Annotated in this window: 14 protein-coding genes and 1 pseudogene; 8 read left to right on the top strand and 7 right to left on the bottom strand. The window is 56.6% G+C overall.

Annotated features, from left to right (window positions below):
• Window positions 1-44: 44 nt before the first annotated feature.
• From ACTJK0_RS19155 to ACTJK0_RS19145, 3 genes are read left to right on the top strand one after another with little or no spacing between them, the layout of a single operon-like run.
• Entirely contained in the window at window positions 45-1,502 is a 1,458-nt protein-coding gene (locus tag ACTJK0_RS19155) for an oligosaccharide flippase family protein (RefSeq protein ID WP_440746246.1), read from the top strand.
• Window positions 1,503-2,471, top strand: coding sequence for a DUF6625 family protein (locus ACTJK0_RS19150; RefSeq protein WP_440746245.1), 969 nt, complete (start codon window positions 1,503-1,505; stop codon window positions 2,469-2,471).
• A gap of 38 nt (window positions 2,472-2,509) precedes the next feature.
• Window positions 2,510-3,127, top strand: coding sequence for an acyltransferase (locus ACTJK0_RS19145; protein ID WP_440746244.1), 618 nt, complete (start codon window positions 2,510-2,512; stop codon window positions 3,125-3,127).
• Between the two features lie 12 nt (window positions 3,128-3,139).
• Here the strand turns inward: ACTJK0_RS19145 and ACTJK0_RS19140 are convergent, their stop codons facing one another.
• The 7 genes and pseudogenes from ACTJK0_RS19140 to ACTJK0_RS19110 form a co-directional block, all read right to left on the bottom strand.
• Complete coding sequence (locus ACTJK0_RS19140; RefSeq protein ID WP_440746264.1) at window positions 3,140-3,667, bottom strand: glycosyltransferase; 528 nt, start codon at window positions 3,665-3,667, stop codon at window positions 3,140-3,142.
• 63 nt (window positions 3,668-3,730) lie between these two features.
• A pseudogene (locus ACTJK0_RS19135) lies at window positions 3,731-4,186 on the bottom strand (glycosyltransferase family 4 protein); the annotation flags it as partial.
• A gap of 100 nt (window positions 4,187-4,286) precedes the next feature.
• Complete coding sequence (locus ACTJK0_RS19130; protein WP_440746243.1) at window positions 4,287-5,186, bottom strand: glycosyltransferase family 2 protein; 900 nt, start codon at window positions 5,184-5,186, stop codon at window positions 4,287-4,289.
• The gene (locus ACTJK0_RS19125) at window positions 5,183-5,956 is read right to left on the bottom strand and encodes a glycosyltransferase (RefSeq protein ID WP_440746242.1); all 774 of its coding nucleotides are present in this window, start codon (window positions 5,954-5,956) and stop codon (window positions 5,183-5,185) included. Before ACTJK0_RS19125 ends, ACTJK0_RS19130 begins: the two co-directional genes overlap by 4 nt.
• 356 nt (window positions 5,957-6,312) lie before the next feature.
• Complete coding sequence (locus tag ACTJK0_RS19120) at window positions 6,313-7,461, bottom strand: glycosyltransferase family 4 protein (protein ID WP_440746241.1); 1,149 nt, start codon at window positions 7,459-7,461, stop codon at window positions 6,313-6,315.
• A 138-nt stretch (window positions 7,462-7,599) separates the two neighbouring features.
• The gene (locus tag ACTJK0_RS19115; protein ID WP_440746240.1) at window positions 7,600-8,661 is read right to left on the bottom strand and encodes a hypothetical protein; all 1,062 of its coding nucleotides are present in this window, start codon (window positions 8,659-8,661) and stop codon (window positions 7,600-7,602) included.
• A 62-nt stretch (window positions 8,662-8,723) separates the two neighbouring features.
• On the bottom strand, window positions 8,724-10,235 hold the full coding sequence (locus ACTJK0_RS19110) for a polysaccharide biosynthesis tyrosine autokinase (protein ID WP_440746239.1): 1,512 nt from the start codon (window positions 10,233-10,235) through the stop codon (window positions 8,724-8,726).
• A gap of 491 nt (window positions 10,236-10,726) precedes the next feature.
• Here ACTJK0_RS19110 and ACTJK0_RS19105 point away from each other — a divergent pair, with 491 nt between their 5' ends.
• The 5 genes from ACTJK0_RS19105 to ACTJK0_RS19085 all read left to right on the top strand — a co-directional run bounded on the left by ACTJK0_RS19105 (window position 10,727) and on the right by ACTJK0_RS19085 (window position 17,731).
• On the top strand, window positions 10,727-11,554 hold the full coding sequence (locus ACTJK0_RS19105) for an MBL fold metallo-hydrolase (protein WP_440746238.1): 828 nt from the start codon (window positions 10,727-10,729) through the stop codon (window positions 11,552-11,554).
• Window positions 11,555-12,306: 752 nt separating this feature from the next.
• A complete protein-coding gene (locus ACTJK0_RS19100) occupies window positions 12,307-13,572 on the top strand; it encodes a MinD/ParA family ATP-binding protein (protein ID WP_440746237.1) in 1,266 nt (421 codons plus the stop codon).
• A 65-nt stretch (window positions 13,573-13,637) separates the two neighbouring features.
• The gene (locus tag ACTJK0_RS19095; RefSeq protein ID WP_440746236.1) at window positions 13,638-14,777 is read left to right on the top strand and encodes an acyltransferase family protein; all 1,140 of its coding nucleotides are present in this window, start codon (window positions 13,638-13,640) and stop codon (window positions 14,775-14,777) included.
• Between the two features lie 172 nt (window positions 14,778-14,949).
• Complete coding sequence (locus ACTJK0_RS19090; RefSeq protein WP_440746235.1) at window positions 14,950-16,407, top strand: hypothetical protein; 1,458 nt, start codon at window positions 14,950-14,952, stop codon at window positions 16,405-16,407.
• A 217-nt stretch (window positions 16,408-16,624) separates the two neighbouring features.
• Window positions 16,625-17,731 (top strand): IS110 family transposase, encoded by a 1,107-nt coding sequence (locus ACTJK0_RS19085; RefSeq protein WP_223992154.1) that lies wholly within the window; start codon window positions 16,625-16,627, stop codon window positions 17,729-17,731.
• The last annotated feature ends 317 nt before the right edge of the window (window positions 17,732-18,048 follow it).

Raw genomic sequence — 18,048 nt, 5'->3', positions numbered from 1 at the left:
CTTCACGACCTCATGTCCGAGCGCCTCTTGCGTCCCACTGAGTCATGACGCGGAGCGCAAGTGGCAGACGCGTCGCCTTTGGAGCGGCATGGAGTTATGGTTCACAAATAGCCACAATCCTCTTCCAGCTGGTGTACGCCGCCATTGTTTCACGATTGGCCGGCGAGAACGAGTTCGGCGCATACGGCGTTGCTCTCTCGATTACGGCCCTTATTTCTCTTATCGCCAATGGAGGAATGTCTCAGGCCGTTGCGCGGTTGTCCGATGTCACTCAAGAGATTGTCGGGTCTTTGGCATCCTTTGCCCTTCTATTAGGTGCGTTAGTCGGTTCCTTCACCTTCCTGACAGCGGACTTTTGGGCTTCCGTATGGGCGGCACCTTCTGCTTCTGAAACTATTAGATGGTTGAGCTTCAGCGCCCTAATCGCCCCCATGTTCTCATTGATGACTGGCCTAGCGCGCAGAAAGGGGCAGTTCGCACCGCTTGCAATTGCAACGGTGATATCGAACGTGTGCGGGATGCTTGTGGGTGTCTTGGCTGTCACTGTCTGGGGGACCGCGTCGTCGCTCGTGGTTTCTGCCGTCTCGGCCCAGCTATTTCTCCTGGGGTGGTTGTTATCCGTAAACAGACAGTTTCTACGGCCAAGACCCCTCTCGGCCGCATTTCCCCACGTTGTCTTCAGCTTGAAACTCGTCCTTGCCGGCATTCTCCAGTACGGAGTAGGTAACATCGGCAAGCTGGCTGCCACTCGGTCCTTTGGTTCTTCTGTGATGGGGCAGTGGAACCGAGCTGAAGTGCTTACAACCATACCTATGCAGCAAGCACAGTCAGCAATGGTTCAAGCTGTATACCCGGAATTTAGGCATGACGTAGCGTCTTCAGCACGGGCCAAGAAGGTCTGGGTTGACATGCTTCTGCTGGTTGCCTGGGTATCTGTGCCAGCCGGCGCACTACTTTCGGTAGTGGCGCCACTCCTAATCCCAGTCGTGCTTGGTAGTGAGTGGGAGATGGCAGCCAAATTTTCTGTGCCCCTATCCTTAGGCGTCGCGATTCAACCGGTAAGCATCCTTTTGGCAAGCGCCTTAGAGTCTCTGGGCAGCTTCAGGCGAATTTGGTCGACTGATATTGTTTTGTTGTTTGCCCAAGTCGCCCTTGTAGCTGGAATGCTTGCCCTAAACGACGTCTCAGTAATTGTATGGGGTATTGCCTTGACCAATGTGGCTAGATTACTAATTCACTCGATTGTGGCTGCCCGCATCGGTTACCTCGATACAGCCAGGCTGGTCCGAGGTCTTGCCGCGGTTGTGTGCGCTTCTGGCGCCGTGTGGGTTGTTGTCCAGGCAAATGTCTTAGCTGTCGAGTCTATATTGCTTGATAACGCTAGCAGCGTACTTCCAGTTTTGGGATCATCCTCGCTACTGGTGGTTTGTCTGCTTTTACTGACGATCTTTCGCGCGACGCTGCCGCCCGTGAAGCTCGCATCTCGATATGGATTGCTCTAGATGAGAAGGAGTTGTGTGATACCCGGAAATACTGAAATTCACGATCCGAAGTGTCTCGTTATAGCCGTCTACTTTGGACAACTACCATCCTATTTTGATATCTTTTTGCGCAGCATCCAGTCAAACCATAAGGTCGACTTCCTCCTCGTAACCGACCAGGAACTAGGTCCTATTCCAACGAACCTCAAAGTGATGCCCGCATCCTTGGACGAGTTTCGTACTCTCGCCAGCTCGGCTCTCGGTATGGAGATCTCTCTTCCAAGAGGATATAAAGCTTGCGACTTTCGCCCGGCCTTTGGGCATATATTTCGAGACCAAGTGCGTGGCTATACGCACTGGGGACATTGCGATCTCGACGTTATATTTGGCGACATACTTGGTAATATACCTGCCGCGCATTTTAATTCCCGAACCAAAATTCTCATCCGCGGTTGCTTTGCCCTATATCCGAACACCGAAGAGGCGGCAAATTGGTACAGAATGGTCGTTCCCGGTGCTGACTATAGACGGGTTTTCAGTACTCCAAATCCCTTTCACTTTGATGAGTCGGCAGGAATTCGTCGAATCTTGAATTACTTCGACGTTCCTATATGGAATGACGACCGGATTTTCAACATTGAATGGGAGCATTTCCGACTGCGTGCCTCGGGCTCTGCGCGCGGCTTTCATACCTACGTTTGGGATGACGGCCGTGTTTTCGAGTATGCTCGAGTGTCCCGAACGGAGACGGTTGTACGCGAGGGCCTGCTAATTCATCTGATGAAGCGACGTATGGCTAAACCTCCGTTCGCTGTCGGTGAGCAGCGACGGATATACATAGGACCCGACGGCTTTTCCACAAAGGACCCCACGCAGAACCGACTTACTCCCTTGAACCGGATTCAGCTTGTCTCGCGAGGTGCAAAGCACCAATGGCGAAGAGTCCGGCGCAGAATTGCGAAGCGCGGCCAGCTCCGTCCTCTCGCTTGATAGGCCAATACAGGCGCTCATTGTAAGGAACTGCAATTATGCTTAGAAAACTGGCTAGATCAGCTGTTCAAGATCTACGACTCGCCATCAGGACCATTCATCAAATGCGTCTACGTGCTATTGGTGTGACCGTCGGCCGCGATGTAGTTGTGCAGGGACGAACTTCAGTCTTTCGTGCCAAGGACTCAAATATTGAGCTAGGTGATCGTGTTGTTCTAAATGCGCTGACGCGAAAGAATACGTTGGAGGCTCGAGGGTCGGTGGTTCTGCGCACTTTTCGTCCCGGTGCTCGTATCGTTATTGGCGCTGACTCGGGTCTCACGAGTTGTACGATATCGGCAGGCAGCAGTGTGGAGATAGGTCAGCGCGTTCTCGTGGGCGGAGGCGTAATCATTACAGATTCCGACCATCACGTTGTCGATATGTTAACGGGGCGACGTTTCGCTGGTCTTCCAAGCTGGAGTAATGACAGGAGTGTTAGTATCGGTGATGACGTCTTTGTGGGGGCTAGAAGCATAATTCTGAAAGGTGCTGAAATTGGAGAAGGGTCAGTTATTGGCGCTGGCTCAGTCGTGTCTTCTGTAATTCCGGCAGGTGTCATCGCTGTTGGAAATCCATGCCGTGTGCTCCGCGCTTTGGACAGTTCACGGCCGTAGTCGTCTGACGAGCTAAGCGAGTAGCTTTGATAGTTGGGCGACATAAAGTTCAGCAACTGATTGCAGCTCAAAGCGGCGAGACCACAGTTTGCCATCCACTGATAACTTACGACGCAGTGATGAGTCTGAGAGAGTCGCGCGAAGGGAAGCCGCAATACTGTCAACTGAGTTGACGTTGGTTAGGACAGCATTCCCTCCAGTTACTTCCGGGACGGCTCCCGACGACTTTCCTGCTATCACGGGCACGCCGCATGCCATTGCTTCTATTAAGACCATGCCGAAGGATTCCTCCAGGCTCGGATGTAGGAACGCATCCAGGGACCCAAAAAATTGCGGAACGGCCTCAGGCGCCAGCCCGCCAAGAAACTCGACTTGGGCTTCAAAGGAATTTTGCGCAGCCCAACGTTGAGCTTCGCCCCCTGGCTCGTAACCCGGGCCGGCCACAGCAAGAATTGCCTCCGGGAACGAATCGCGGATCTTTGACCAAGCTTCTAGCGCAAGCTTCACATTTTTTAAATCACTAAAACCAGCGTTCAACATTCCTATTCTCAGTTGAGGGGATGAACTATCGGGAGCGCTTGCCTTAAACGATTGGGTATCCAGACCGTTTGGAATCACGACACATTGCCTCCGATACACCGTCTTCACACGGCTCGCAAGGTATTCAGAGGGTGCTGTTAGCTGTCCCTGCATCGTGAGGCAGCGAATTTGCATCAGCCATCGAAAGTACCAATATGGGTGCCTGTTAACGCGGGCAACCCTTGGCGCCCAGTCATGCACTGTTACCAGTGACGGTATCCCGCTTGTTCGGGCTGAAAGGCCGAATTCGTAAGTCCAGTTCGCATGCAACACATCCGGTTGCTCGTGGCGGATTGATGCAACCAGTTCTGCGCGTTCCTGAGCAAAGAAATCGAAAGCGCGGCGGCGTCCCCGCGACCGGGTGGGTACTGCCACCACCTTCAGCCGGGATCCTCTATAGACTTCCACTGAAGTGATGTCTGGTGACGTGGTGAATAGCGTTACCTGGTGACCCTGTCGTATGTACTCTTTGACCAACATCGAGGAGCCGGGGAACGGATATCCTTTTATACGGACGGGTGAATCTAAAAGGTCCTGAAGCAGAGTAAGGGTTGCTGGACCGCAGAAACCGATGTGCATTTTATTGCCCTAATCCTACTTTATCCGATTCCCCTGTGACTAGAGGCTTCCTTGATAGTGCTAACTGTTTAAAAGCGCGAAACCACCAGATGATGTACGTTCCGAGAAAATAAACCGGGTGCGATAAAGGTGCACCAACCTTGAGAATCTTTCGAAGTGATGCGGGATGCCCGCCGCCCTTTACCCCAATAAACTCTTTCCATTCCGCCTTTATACCCAGCCATGGTTTCTGAGGATTCCTCGGACAGAATCCGTAGGTGCCTGGTACCAATAGAACGGGTACCCCTAAAAGGCCTGCGCGGTAGCCGTAATCAATATCTGCTAGCGCATGCCCATATTCGCCGTCGATCCCACCTAAAGTCCTAGCGATATGGGAAGGAATCAGGACCAAATTCCCGTTGAACGTGTCAACCGGAAGCACATCCGGCCCGGGTTTAATAAGTTTTAGTCTTAGTGGATGACGGCCAATGCGACGAAAACCGGAGTATGTAACCTCATGGCTAGAGGGGTCGCGGACTGCGCCGATTATTATTGAGTCAGGACGGGCGTCTGAGAAAGAGGTCAGACGACAAAAAGCGTCGCGATCCAGAACCACATCGTCGTTCAACCAGAGGATATATTCCCTGTCCTCGGCCGTCGCATGGCCGGAGCGATCAAAGAGAACATGACGCTCTGCTTCTTGCATGCTTTTAGCCCAGAAGGCGGTGCCGGTGCCCGCAATGATATCTACGCTTGGAAACTCTTCCTTGACAGAGGTGGAAGTCCCATCAGACGAAGCGTCGTCGTAGAGCGTAATTCTAAGATCTACATCAGCAAAACGGGCGGCCATCGTCAGGGCGGACAACGATTTTAGCGTGGTGTCACGCCTGTTGTGGCACGCGGTTATCACGAATATCTTCAACTTTTCTCCCTCAGGCTAAGCGCGCCCCTTAGGCCTGCCAAATAGTTCTTTGCCATATTTTCGACTCCGAGTGCATCGCCGGCTTCAAGACTGTTCTGCGCGAGGCAGTGCAAGTAATCATCGTTAGTTAGGGCCTCAGCAACTTTGGCGGCATAGGCATGCACAGAGTCAGACGAAATGATGCTTGTGCGATCGGGCATAAGGTATTCGAACTCTGGGGCATGGTATGGCCAACGGGTAGTGGCAATAGGTACGCCTGCGGCTAGACTGTCGACTGCTACTAGGCCGACCCTGCCAGGTACTAGTAAAAGTTTGGAGGCGGCTAAAAGTAGGTTCTTTAGGTCGCCGTCTGCGCGGCCAATGAAACGAACATTTTGGAGATCAGCAGTTTCTGCCTTAAGGCGCTCCAATAGAACGCCTTCTCCAGCAATGACATAGGATGCGTCTATATTCTGCGAATTCAGCACGCGAATGGCTTCAATAAGGAAAGGAAGTCGCTTCGAGTCGTCGAGCGCTCCAATGAACGAAGCGATTGAGCCATGAAGGTTCCACGACGCGCGAAAATGTTCTATGTCTGATTGCCTAACTCGCGACAATCCTGCCCTGATGGCAGCGGTGTCAACCGAGTTCATGACCACCGTTATTCGCTCGTCCGGATATGGTAGCGCACCAACATATCTGGCTCCCAGCGGCGTGTAGGCAAAGAACCAGTCAGAGCGGGACGTGATCTTCTTTTGCAACCATTTGGCAAAGGTCGAACGCGCCGCCACGTAATCGCGTCCATGACCCCAAAGCGCGTACGGTACTCTCCTAAGGACTCGAGGCAAAAACAGTCTGTAGACGTCAAGATTGCGCCTCGCCTGCTCAAGGACGACTAGGTCGGCGCCGCGGATAGCTCTGCTTGTGGTTCGGAAAACTATTCTTCGGCCAGCTACCCGAAACTCCTTCTGCGGAACATTTATGACGTTTCGTAGTAAAGCCCGATCCGCTCGTCCCGACTGCTCGCGATTAGGCTCCCCAGCGGCAATCCGTATCTCGATACCCTGCTCGGCACCAATGTGGATCAGGCGCTCAAAGAAAGGGACACGGTACTCAGGAATGTATTCTTGAATAATTACGACCTTAATCATCCGGCTGACTGCCCATCTATAGTCTCCAAGTAAATGTTCTCTAACTCAGAGGCCCAAGCCTTTACGGAGTACGCCTCTTTGTGTCTGGTAACACACTGAGCGCGAAAGTTTTCCCAATTCTGTGTCACATCGGCGACTGCCTGTCGAAGCTCCTGCGATGTCGAGTAGACGTGCCCTGTGCCATTCCTTGCTACGTCGTCGGCGACGCTACTGCCCCTTCTAGCTACAACCGGGCGACCGGAGGCAAGAGCTTCCACGTATACGAGGGGGGCTCCTTCGGGCCATTCACTGGAGAATACCAGTCCTGCAGAATCGGCAAGGACGTTGGGTATAGAGGAGGGCGATACGGTTCCCACATAATGAACATTCGACATCCCGGCAGCTCGAGTGACGACGACATCTCGAAGAGGTCCATCTCCGACGATGCGGAGTACTTGTTCTTCAGGCCAGGCTTCCAGCAAGTTGAGTATGCCCTTTTCTTCCGTCAAGCGCCCGATGTACGTCCAGTGCGACCCACGCGGGGCTCCAGGTCGGTAGCCTTCTTGGTCCACAAAATTGGGGAGCAAGACCATCTTTTCTTCGGATAGGCCAAGATCCTTGTACTTCATGTAGCTGCGCTCCGCTAATACGATAATTCGATCAGCGCGCATAACAAGCCGATCACCGTGAAGGCCCGACCGGGTCTGTGCAGCCAATGGGATTGTCTTCAAAGCAGATCTGCGATAGCACTTATGTTTTATTGATCTATGCGAACCGAAGTCCGGACACTCTGTACACTCCCTGCCCGCTCTGTAAAGAGTTCCCGCAGCGCAAACAGGTCTGAAGTTGTGGAGAGTCGCAACAAGGGGCCCAGCCCAGTCATCAAGCCAACGGCGGCCATAATTGGGAAACAAGTTATGGACGTGTACAATGTCAGGCTCGAATTCTTCGAGTTCATTTAGGGGATTGGGCCCGCGCTGGAATAGTACATTTGCAGCCGCCCGGATCTGGTAGGAAGCGGCGGCGGATAATTCATCGGTATGTTTTGATATTAGGCGCACATTGTGGCCTCGCGCCTCAAGCGCATTTACTTGGGCGAGCACAGCATTGTTCTCTCCGCTCGGGGTATCCGATGAGTAGAAACTGTGAACTAGCGCTATTTTCATAAAATCTCGTTAAGGATTATTTTTTTCTTCGAAATTAAGGGAAACGGCGGACGGCGGCGCTCCCAAGTTAGGCCTATGTTTCGCTCCTGAGATTTCCTACTGAGTATATCTAGTTGGGATGCCAGTGAAGTTCCCACTTCAGTTCGACCGACTCCTAGCCTTGTGCGAAAACTTATCGATCAATCGAGAAGACGTCGCCTTTGAAATGTCCTTCAGAAACTTAGAACTGGTATTTCTAGGAATTCCAAGTTCCCGCGACGCGGTCCGCAGAAAGGGCTTGTCAGGTTCGGAAATGAATTTGTGTACACCATGCTTGATAAGCCTGCGATAGATTCGAGCAATGCCGTACTTCTTCTCCGCCGGAACGTGCCATAACGTGAGGTGCCGATCGGCGTGTGTTACGTTCCGCGGTTTCAAAGGCTGGGTCCACAAGCGTCTTAGGTGTCTATCAATTTTCCCTGGTTCCTCGCCTAGGATCCCGTAAGCCAAGCTAAGGACGTGTGCCTCCTCAAAAGCGAATGAGTGATTGCCTTCATGACGCGTCATCAAGGTCGACCACACACGGTCCGCCTCACGTACAAGTCGCTGAAGGCGATCGGCGGTTGACCCGATGATCTCACCACCGCAGTATGAAATTCTTGCAGTTTTTGGGCTTCCGATTTGCCCCGCAAGTTCTTCTAGTTCAACGATACTAAGACCGTTCACACGTTTGGAGGAATGGTAGCCCACCTCGTAAGTGGCGATGCCGCACGAAGCTAGATCTGCCCAAAAGGATTGTGCGCGCAATTTGGAGGTCCAGATCACGTCGCTGTCGAGGATAACTACCGAATCGCCTCGCTCCAGTTCCTCTTGTAAATCGTCCATAACGTCAATAACAAAGAACTGGTTGCGCCAAGATTTAGTGAACGATTGTGGCGGTTCATGGAGATATGGAATTACCTTTTGTTCTACTTCCAGACAATCGAGGAGACGACCCACTTCTTCTGCTATTGCGGTATTTGATGTTGACCAGGGTCTGTTTAAGTAGAGCACTAGGCGCGCGGCAGGATTGGCTCTCCTTGCGGTGGCAAAAAAAACTGCAATGCATCGCCGGTAGATGTCACGGAAGTCTTCGGAAGAGGAGTCTTCTCGTAGTTGGGCGAAGTTACCTCCTTCTTCGCTTCCTTGAGTGTAGAACCAGGTGCTGACAATTTGAGTCACGAAAAGGTCGAGCCTTTCAGAGTTCGCATTCAGGATCAAGTATGGAAGTGCTTAAAATGCAACTAGAAGTTCTTTACTTCCGAGGAATCCTGGGACGTCCCTTGCGGCTCAGTCGGAAAGAAACTCGGTTCGCGGTCGTATGCTCGCGGCGCAGCTACGAGCGGCTTCGTCGCTCTTGACTTGCTTGGTCGCCGATTCCTTGATTTCGGCGCGCCCGGTTCAAACTCCTCACTGCTGTAGTAGCCATAGGCGTACGCATCCGGCCCCTTCGCAGGGAGGCGATTCAAGACGACGCCCAAGATTTTCGATTTCACCATGTCCAAAGCGGTAATGGACTTAGCGAGATCTTGAGTGCGCAGTTTCTGTGCCCCCACAACTAGCAGAACGCCTGCTCCATGTCTTGAAAGGACTGCGGCATCGGTAACTGGAAGCAGCGGGGGAGCATCAATGATGACGATGTCGAAAGCCGATTCCAGTTCATCTAAAAGTTGGCTCATCTCCTTTGATCCGAGCAATTCGCTGGGGTTAGGGGGAATCTGACCTGACGTCAGAACGTACAGGTTGTCGTCGCCCCACGGCTGTAGGACATCGTCCATGTAAGTTGAGTCCAGCAACGCTGTCGTTAGCCCGACGTTTCGATCCAGTCCCAGGTATTCATTTACCATTGGGCGTCTGAGATCCGCGTCAACAAGGCAAACGGACTGCCCAGCCTGGGCAATTGCGATCGCGAGATTTGTGGCAGTAGTGCTTTTTCCTTCACCCGGCAGGGATGAAGTGACAAGAATGGTCTTCGCTTGCCCTGAAATGTTGGCGAACTGCAGATTGGTGCGAAGTTGCCGGAATGCCTCTGCTCTTGGTCCTTGAGGTCCGGATTGTGTAAGTAACGGTTTCTTCGTCGCATCGTGATCGAAGCTGATGCGCCCCAGGAGCGGGTGTTCCGTCACTTTGCGAAGGTCGTTTTCGCCTCGAATCTTCGTATCTAAGGAATGGCGCAACACGGCGACGACTATGCCAAGTGCGAGCCCCAGGGCAAGTCCCAATATGAGGTTCAGGCGTGTGTTAGGGCCAGAGGGCGTTGTCGGTGCCTCGGCCGGAGTTACGACTGACAGGCTTACCGGGGAGGGTCCGCCCGTTTTGGGCTTCTCCAGGGAATCGACGACGCGAATAAGACTGTTTGCGGTGGCTTCAGCAATAGCCGCAGCTTGAACCGGCGAGTTGTCTGACACGGTGATTGTAATAAGCACGGTGCCTGTTTGATTGCTCGCCTTTACCTTTGCTGCCAACTGAGCCGGCGACAAGTTTAGGCCCAACGCATCGATCGCAGGCTGCAACACGAGCGGGGTCCCTGCAGTTTCCACGTAAGACTGCACACGTGCTTGACTAAAAGTATTGCCTTGCTGGAGTTCCTGTATAGATCCAGAACTCTGGAGGGATACAAAAAGTTGCGTCTCAGCCGTGTAAGTCGGTTTCGCAAGAACGGACGCAGTACCACCGATCAGTAGCCCGGCCATGGTGATGGCGAGGATCCAGATCCAGTTCTGCCGTATGATGCGCAGGTATTCGCGTAGGTCCAAACCGGAGTCCCCCTGAGTCGACTTGATGAACAGCCATGAGGCCCTCACCGGACAGCAACGTTTTTATCCCTCCGATCATACCGGGCGTAGTGGGGCCGCCCGATTTGCGAGGTCGGCCGGGCAGATGCTGAACTGCCCATTTGCTAACAATAGGGCGCGGGCAGACACAGAAGATGACGAGGCTCGTGGGTGGCAAAACAGGCCATCGTTGAGCCACGCCATCGAGCAAGAAACTGCCGACCGAGGATCGGGCGGGAGGAATTTGAAACCCAATGGTCAGGAATGGCTAAGGGGAGTGACGTGACGGGGAGCGGCCATCTCTCTGTGTACCGCACACTGTTGCCCTTCAGGGAGGGTTGACAGCGGGAAGGTCCTTAGGGGGCCACGCAAGTCCGCCACTTAAAAGAAGGATCAGGCGTTACAAGCGGGGATGAGTAGAATTTTCGGACCAAGACGAACGCATACTGCTTTGCCGGAGGGACGGAGAAACAATGTCGGAATGGCTCGAAGTCGGCGCGCACAATTATGTTCTGGTAACTGAAGGATCCCTGCTAAACACAGGCCTGATCGTTGGCTCCGAGCGCGCCATGGTTATCGACACCGGGTGCGGTCCTAGACAAGGACGTGAAATCCTAGAAGCGGTCCGGAAGAAGACAGACCTCCCCCTTGTCGTTGTCAACACGCACGCCCACTACGACCACTTCTTCGGTAACGACGTGTTTGCAGAGGAAGGCGTTACAGAATTCTGGGCACACGAGAAATGCGCCGCTGAGATCGACCAGCGGGGCGACCTGCAGCGTCGACATGTTGCAACGTTGGAACCGGGAATGTCCGCCGGCGAGGGGGACAAGACTGGGATTGTTGTCCCGAACGCCATCGTCAAGGACCAGCCCGTACTGGTTGACTTGGGTGGCCTGACGGCGACCCTGTTCTACCTTGGCCGCGGCCACACTAACGGCGATCTCCTGGTGGGAACGCCGACAACTCTCTACGTCGGGGACCTGGTGGAACAGGGCACCCATCCTTCGTTCGAAGACTCCTACCCCGAGGAATGGGCCGACGCCCTCCGGCACATATCGGCCTTGCGGCACCGCTACGAATTCCTAATCCCCGGCCACGGCAAGCCGTGCAGCGACCAGTTTGTTAAGACCATGGCAAACACCATGACAACTGCCGTCCGCCAGGCCCGGCAGTCCATCCGTGACACACCGAACGACGCTACCAAGGCAATCCCGGTGCTGCCCTACGGTCCTGAGCAGTCCCGCTGGTTCATCAAACGGCTTCAGGAGAACTGGCGGAATCCCCAGGAAGCTCCGTAACTTCTCGCGCGTGAGTCCCGTAGGAATGTACAACGAGCGGAACTCCGAAGAGGCGTCGGGTAGCTGCACAGGGCTGCCTGTCGGATTGAGATGGCCGCGCTTACGTCCTCACTTTCGGGCCTGGGCTGACAGCGACGCATGGATGTTCCGCCTTCAAGCTCTGTCACGGTAGTTTGACGTGACTTGTCAACAGGCATGGCACGTGCTTATCTCATGAGCAGTAAGGAAGCTTATGACCGATGGAGATTAGTGTGGCTTTGTCTGACTACGCCTTGGCGCTATGCGCTCTATTGGGCACGCTGCTGGTACCTTTTATTGTTCTCTACCAGATGCTGCGGCTTAAGCGCCGCGCACTCCGGATCCCCGTCCGGCCCGCACCTGCACCCGCACCCAGTGGTAATCAACACTGATCATGCCGTATGTGGACATCAACCCGCACAAAGGCCGCCCCAAGTGGGTGGCGTACACCATCCTTACTGTCCTTCTGCTGCTCACCGTTGCCGTGGTAGCGGCTGCCCTCACGCGCCACTAAGAAGTAAGCCTGGCTGGGCAACCCGGGCCCAGGACCTAGACTTACTGTTTGAACCAGTGCCGCATATCAGTTTGCCGAAACGTCCGGGGGGACAGACATGCCAGATCCGGCGGATCAGAATGCAGGCGCCCAAGCAGAGGATGCAGGGCAGCCGCAGCTGCGCCGACGCCGCGACCTTCGTCGTGCCGACGGCTCAGTTCAGGATGCCTGGACAGGAACCATGCCAGCAGTAACCCCCGAAATGTCCAGTGCCAACGAGGCCGGCCAGCCGGTGACACGCCGATCCTCCTGGGCGGAAGCGGCGGCCGCGGCCGACGCCACCAAGCCTTCCCGTGCACCGTCGGCCGCTGCCTCCGGTTCTCCTGCCGGGCTGGTTCATGCTCAGCCCGCACAGCAACCCATCGCCTCCGTTCCTGCTGCTCCGGCTTCGGTGCCGTCCCCTGCGGCGGGTGAGACGGCCTCCCAAGCTGCCGAACCGACGTCGGACGCTCCCGCGGAGGCGCCGTCCTTCCGCCGCAGCCGGCCCACCGTGGCCGACGCTATCGCCGAGAGCCCCATGCCGGACTTCATCAGCTCGCCGGGCCTGTTCGTCAAGGAGCAGAAGCCTCGGCCCGTGGGCGGATTCCGCGGGGCCCTCTACAAACTGACCGCCGGCGCCTGGAACTTGGGCCCCGGCCCCAAGCAGCGCCAGGAAGACGAGCTGGGTCGCCGCATTTCGCGCCAGCTCCAAGGCAGCTACAACACGGCGATCCTGAGCCTCAAGGGCGGGATCGGCAAGACGTCCACCACAGTTGGCGTTGGCCTGACCCTCGCCGAATACCGCGGTGACGCGCCCTGCGCCATCGACGCCAACCCGGACTCCGGCGACCTGGTGGAGCGCGCCCTGGGCGAGGGCATCTACCAGCAGTCCTCGCCGCGGACCATCACGGATCTGCTGGAGAACATCGAGTCCATTGACTCCCTGACGGCCCTGGCACGGTACATGCACCATGCGGGCAGGCTGCACCTGATCGCGGGGGAACAGGACCCGGAGGTCTCCGACTCGTTGACGGCCGAGGAGTACCTGCGGATCCGCAAGCTCATCTCCAGCTACTACTCCGTGGCATTGACCGACTGCGGCACCGGCGTGACCCACAATGCCATGAGCGGGATCCTGCAGTCGGCCGACAACCTGGTCATCGCTGCCGGCTACGCTGTGTCCGGTGCCAAGCGGGCCCGCAGCACGCTGCAGTGGCTGGCCAGCCACGGCTACGAGGACCTGGCCCGCAACGCCATTGTGGTGATCACGGACAAGGACGAGGTCTCCTCACGCGTGGACAAGGACGCCATCGAGGAGCACCTGTCGGGAATCTGCCGCGAACTGATCGCGGTTCCACACGACCGCGGCGTGGCCGACGGCGACCTAGTGACCCTCGACGTGCTGAAGCCGGAGACCCGGCGGGCGTACAAGGAGATTGCCGCCGCGATTGTGGACGGGTACCGCTGAACATTCAACCTTGCATAACCGGATTTATGCGCCGGGTAGAATCAGGTTTTTCGAAGGCTCTACAAATGGGGAACCAGTTGACGTCGATTGTTGATGAACCGCGCATTGCCCGCCTGGATTCGCTGACGGGTCTCCGGTTTTTCGCCGCCTTTGTCGTTCTTCTGAGGCATACGGTTCCTGCGATATTTCCTTTGCCCGTATTGGCTGAACTGAGCCTAGTCGGTCCAATAGGTGTTGGCTTCTTCTTCGTACTCTCGGGGTTCATCCTGACATGGAACTGGAAACCACAGGCGAGCCGAGGTCACTTCTATGGTCGGCGGGCCGCCCGTATTCTTCCGCTCCATGTCCTCACCACCGTGGTGGCCGCTGCTCTGTTAGTCGCTGCCGGCACCCCATTATGGGCAAGCACGTTCCTGTCACTCTTCCTCCTACAGGCGTGGTTTACCGATTCGTACCGGCTGGGCGGCAATAGCCCAAGCTGGTCGCTCTCCGTCGAGGCCTTTTTCTACATCCTGTTCCCCTTTATCGTGAAGCCTCTCGCCCGGATGACCATCCGGAAGAGCTGGATGACTATTGGAGCATCCGGATTCCTCATGGTCGCGTGGCACGGCGCCTACTTGGTGGCAACGAAATCAGATACACCTTTTCTGTCTGCTTTCAGCGCATACACCAACCCTGTTTACCGCCTGGGTGAATTTGTGATCGGGGTGGCCCTGGCCACTGCCATGCGGCAGGGATGGCGCCCTCGGCTCTCAGTCTCCAGCGCGGCTGCGCTGGCCCTGTTCGGCTATGTTGCCCTGGCAGTGCTCAACGCTGCCGTTCAGCATTCCTCCGGATCGGGAATACCGCTGAGCGCGCTTGATCTTCTCTACCTTCCGCTGACGGTTCTACTCGTCGCCTGCGCTGCCAACTCAGACCTTGGACGTCGAAAGTCCTTCTTCCGCAGGCCAGCACTCGTTCGCCTCGGTGAATGGTCATTCGCTATGTACCTGGTCCAAGCGATCGTAATCACCATCGCTGTCCGGCTATTCCCATTCGGGACTGTTTCATGGCAGGGATGCCTTGTGGCGTTTGGGGTTATAGCCTTCTCTGTGGCGCTCTCAGGAGCGCTGTTCCACTGGTTTGAGAAACCAATGGAAGGGTGGCTGAAATCGAAGCTACCTGCAACTCAACCGTCGAGGGTTCGCGTGCTGGCAAGACGCTAGGCCCGCAGCGGGACTTGCCGGCTACCCCAACATGGCCGCGCCGCCAGCCATAATTCGGACGACGGGAAGATTGCACCCCGCAGCCTTAATGGGCAACTCCCTTTCTAGAGGGACTATGATCGATCCGACTAGGGGCGAATAAGTGGGGGTAGCCAGCGTGGACGCTTTGTTCATGGCGCTGATGTTTTTCGGCGGATTATCAATGTTCGGGCTGGCTGTTGCAGCCTTCATCAAGTGGCCCATGTTGGTGCTCTACTCGGTCGGCGCCTTTGCCCTAATGGCCTGGGAGTTTCCCGCCCTGCCGACGCTGTTCAGCGTTGCTGGGACGCAGATCAAGCCAGAAGATGCGGTGGTTCTCACTGCGCTCACCGCTACTGCCCTCCGGCCAGAACGGCTAAAGGCGGTTACTCGTCGCCGTAGCATGTTGATGCTCCTGATCGCGGGGTGCCTTGCCGTTGCCCTGCTGCGGGGGTCTATCATCTTCCAGAGCTCAGCTTTCAACGAGTTCCGAGGGTTCCTCTGGCCCATCGGTCTCACCGCGTGGATGTTGAACCACGACTGGCAATCACCCGCCATGCAGGCGGCCTTCCAGAGATGGATCACGGTAACAGGGCTGGGGCTATCGGTTCTTTTCGCGTACCACGTGGCTGCGTACGGGCTGGGAAATGCGGACTCGTTCGTTACGACCGCAGACGGCGTGGACCAAACCGGCCGCCCGCTTGTCTCTAGTCAAGCTCTGCTGCTGGCCCTGTCCGGTATGAACCAGTTCAAGGTTGCGACAGCTAAGGGCAAATCCAGTCGATTGCTTCTCGGCGCAGGGTTCTTATCGCTGGCCATCCTGTGCCAACACCGGTCTGTTTGGGTAGCAGTAGGAATCGGACTGCTACTCGTCGTGCTCCGCCTACGTGGCGTTCCACTAGCAAGGACAGTCGTAGGCGGCTTCTTCGCGTCGGTCCTTGCACTGGTAATTTACGCGAGCGGTATTGCCGATCCACTGATTGCGAGCTTGACCAAATCACTCGAAAGCTCCGGCACCTACAGTGCACGCCTAGACACTTGGAGTGTGCTCATAGATGATTCCTTCCAACGCGGGGTCAGCTCTGTAATCTTCGGTGAGCCCTTCGGCTTCGGCTACAACCGCTATGACGGATTGCGGCTGCTCACGTTCGCGCCTCACAACTGGTACGTCAGCGTCTTCTTGCGGCTTGGGCTCGTCGGACTTGGGCTTTTCGCCATCGTGCTTCTCTCCACACTCAACCGGCTGATTACGAACAAGGCCGGAGTGCTGCCGACTGCGGTTTTCCTGTCCATCGTGATTTATTCGTGGTCGTATTCGCTGTCTTGGTATTTGGCTCCGATGCTGGGGTGGTGCATCGCCCAGGCATGGGGAACAGAGCTAAAGACGATGCCGCAGAAACTCATCGTTCCGCGGGCGCGCCGGCAACCTCGAGTGCCTAACGCATACATGCGGATGGCGGCTCGGGAGGGACTTCGGAATGATGGCAGTGCCGACGCGGCGCCGGAGTTATCCGGACGCCACGTCGGCGATCTAGACGATATGAAGAGGAACAGAACCTGCCCGTCCGGGGTCGGTCCATTATCGCCGGGCGGTCCTGCAGCGCCGGCTTGATGTGATCGGCGGCCCTGAGAGGGATCTGGCCGCTGCAGGACCTGTTCCCGGCAGTGATGTCCCTTATCCCGGAAGGGCAGGTTCTGGCGGGAGCATGGGGGGCCGGGGCCTTCTGTTTCACAGGGTCCGTGGGTTGCCATTGGCGGCTCCCGTGGCCTGCGAGGCTCATTGGGGGTGCAATGGTAGTGCCACATGTGAGGTTTGGGAGGTCCCGGCTATGTTTGAGCATACTTTCATTGGTCTGGATGTTCACGCGGTCAATGTCGTCGGCCATGCGCTGAACCCAGGCACTGGTGAAATCAGTCTCCACACGATGGCCGCTGACCCGGCCCTGATCCTGGAGTGGGTCCGGCGATTCGAGCCGCCCGTCAAGGTCGTTTATGAGTCAGGCCCGACAGGGTTTGTACTGGCCCGGCACCTGCGGGCCGCGGGCATCAACTGTGTGGTGGCGGCGTCCTCGAAGCTGCTGCGCGCTCCCGGGGACCGGGTAAAAACCGACAGGCGGGATGCCCGGGTTTTGGCTGAGATGCTCGCGGTCGGCTCGGTCACCGAAGTCCGCATCCCGGAGCCGGACGAAGAGGCGTTGCGGGACCTGTCCCGGCTGCGCTCGGGCACCGCCAAAGACCTCGCGCATGCCCGGCAGCACGTGAACGCCGTCCTGCTCCGGCACGGGATCCGCTACCCCAAGGACAGCAGGTGGACTACAGAACACAGTCGGTGGCTGCACCGCCAGAGCTTTCACGACCCGGCGCTGCAGTTCACCTACGACGCCGATGTCGAGCAGGCCGAGCTGCTTGCAGCGCATCTGGCTCGCATCGACAAACAGATCACCATCACAGCGGCGGCGTGCCGCTACGCAACAGTGATTGACGCGCTGATGTGCTTACGCGGCATCCAGCTCACGACCGCGTTCGGTCTGGCCGTGGAAATCGGTGACTGGACCCGCTTCACCGGCTCATCCATCGGCTCCTATCTCGGTCTGGTCCCCAGCGAAGAATCCTCCGGCCAGTCCCGGCACCAGGGCCCGATCACCAAAGCCGGCAACACCTATGCCCGGAAACTCCTCATCGAAGCGGCTTGGCAGCACCGCCGCCCCTACGCCCGGCCCGGAGAACGGCTGCTGCGCCAACTTGACCTGGTCGCGCCGGCAACCCGCATCCGGGCCCTCGAAGGAAACCACCGGCTGCACCGCAAATGGGAACACTTCGATGAACGCCACAAAATGTCAGTGAAGGCCAACACGGCGATCGCCCGCGAACTCGCCGCTTGGTGCTGGTCACTGGCCGCCCCGCTCCAGGAAGGACAACACATGAAAGCGGCCTGACCCGGAACCTGCCCGCCGACAGTGAGCAGTTGCGGGGGGCGATGACAGCACCCGGAGCCAACTCGGGCTTCAGCTATGAGCAGACGGTCCAAACCACCATCGACGCTCGATCCTAGACACCGATACGCTCCAGCCGAACAAATCGTCATGCGGTAACCAACCCGCGAATGTCAGCCTGACACTGCCCCAGTCGAAAAAGACTCGCCACGCCCCCCACAGCATCACAACCGGCCGGCACACGATGAGCGGCCCCCGGGAACCAAACCCAGGAGCCGCTCATCCATGCACTCTTGACAACGAGATCTACATATCAGCTG

This window comes from Paenarthrobacter sp. 22069, from assembly GCF_052046035.1.
Classification (GTDB): Bacteria; Actinomycetota; Actinomycetes; order Actinomycetales; family Micrococcaceae; genus Arthrobacter.
Note: the sequence above shows the minus strand (reverse complement) of the source record. Positions and strands in the feature narration are given on the sequence as shown.

Excerpts from the sequence above, each read along its gene's own strand:
- ACTJK0_RS19155 (WP_440746246.1), top strand. The coding sequence starts at position 45 with ATGACGCGGAGCGCAAGTGGCAGACGCGTCGCCTTTGGAGCGGCATGG.
- ACTJK0_RS19140 (WP_440746264.1), bottom strand. The coding sequence starts at position 3,667 with ATGTTGAACGCTGGTTTTAGTGATTTAAAAAATGTGAAGCTTGCGCTA.
- ACTJK0_RS19150 (WP_440746245.1), top strand. The coding sequence starts at position 1,503 with ATGAGAAGGAGTTGTGTGATACCCGGAAATACTGAAATTCACGATCCG.
- ACTJK0_RS19145 (WP_440746244.1), top strand. The coding sequence starts at position 2,510 with ATGCTTAGAAAACTGGCTAGATCAGCTGTTCAAGATCTACGACTCGCC.
- ACTJK0_RS19085 (WP_223992154.1), top strand. The coding sequence starts at position 16,625 with ATGTTTGAGCATACTTTCATTGGTCTGGATGTTCACGCGGTCAATGTC.
- ACTJK0_RS19090 (WP_440746235.1), top strand. The coding sequence starts at position 14,950 with ATGGCGCTGATGTTTTTCGGCGGATTATCAATGTTCGGGCTGGCTGTT.
- ACTJK0_RS19100 (WP_440746237.1), top strand. The coding sequence starts at position 12,307 with ATGCCAGCAGTAACCCCCGAAATGTCCAGTGCCAACGAGGCCGGCCAG.
- ACTJK0_RS19105 (WP_440746238.1), top strand. The coding sequence starts at position 10,727 with ATGTCGGAATGGCTCGAAGTCGGCGCGCACAATTATGTTCTGGTAACT.
- ACTJK0_RS19095 (WP_440746236.1), top strand. The coding sequence starts at position 13,638 with ATGGGGAACCAGTTGACGTCGATTGTTGATGAACCGCGCATTGCCCGC.
- ACTJK0_RS19120 (WP_440746241.1), bottom strand. The coding sequence starts at position 7,461 with ATGAAAATAGCGCTAGTTCACAGTTTCTACTCATCGGATACCCCGAGC.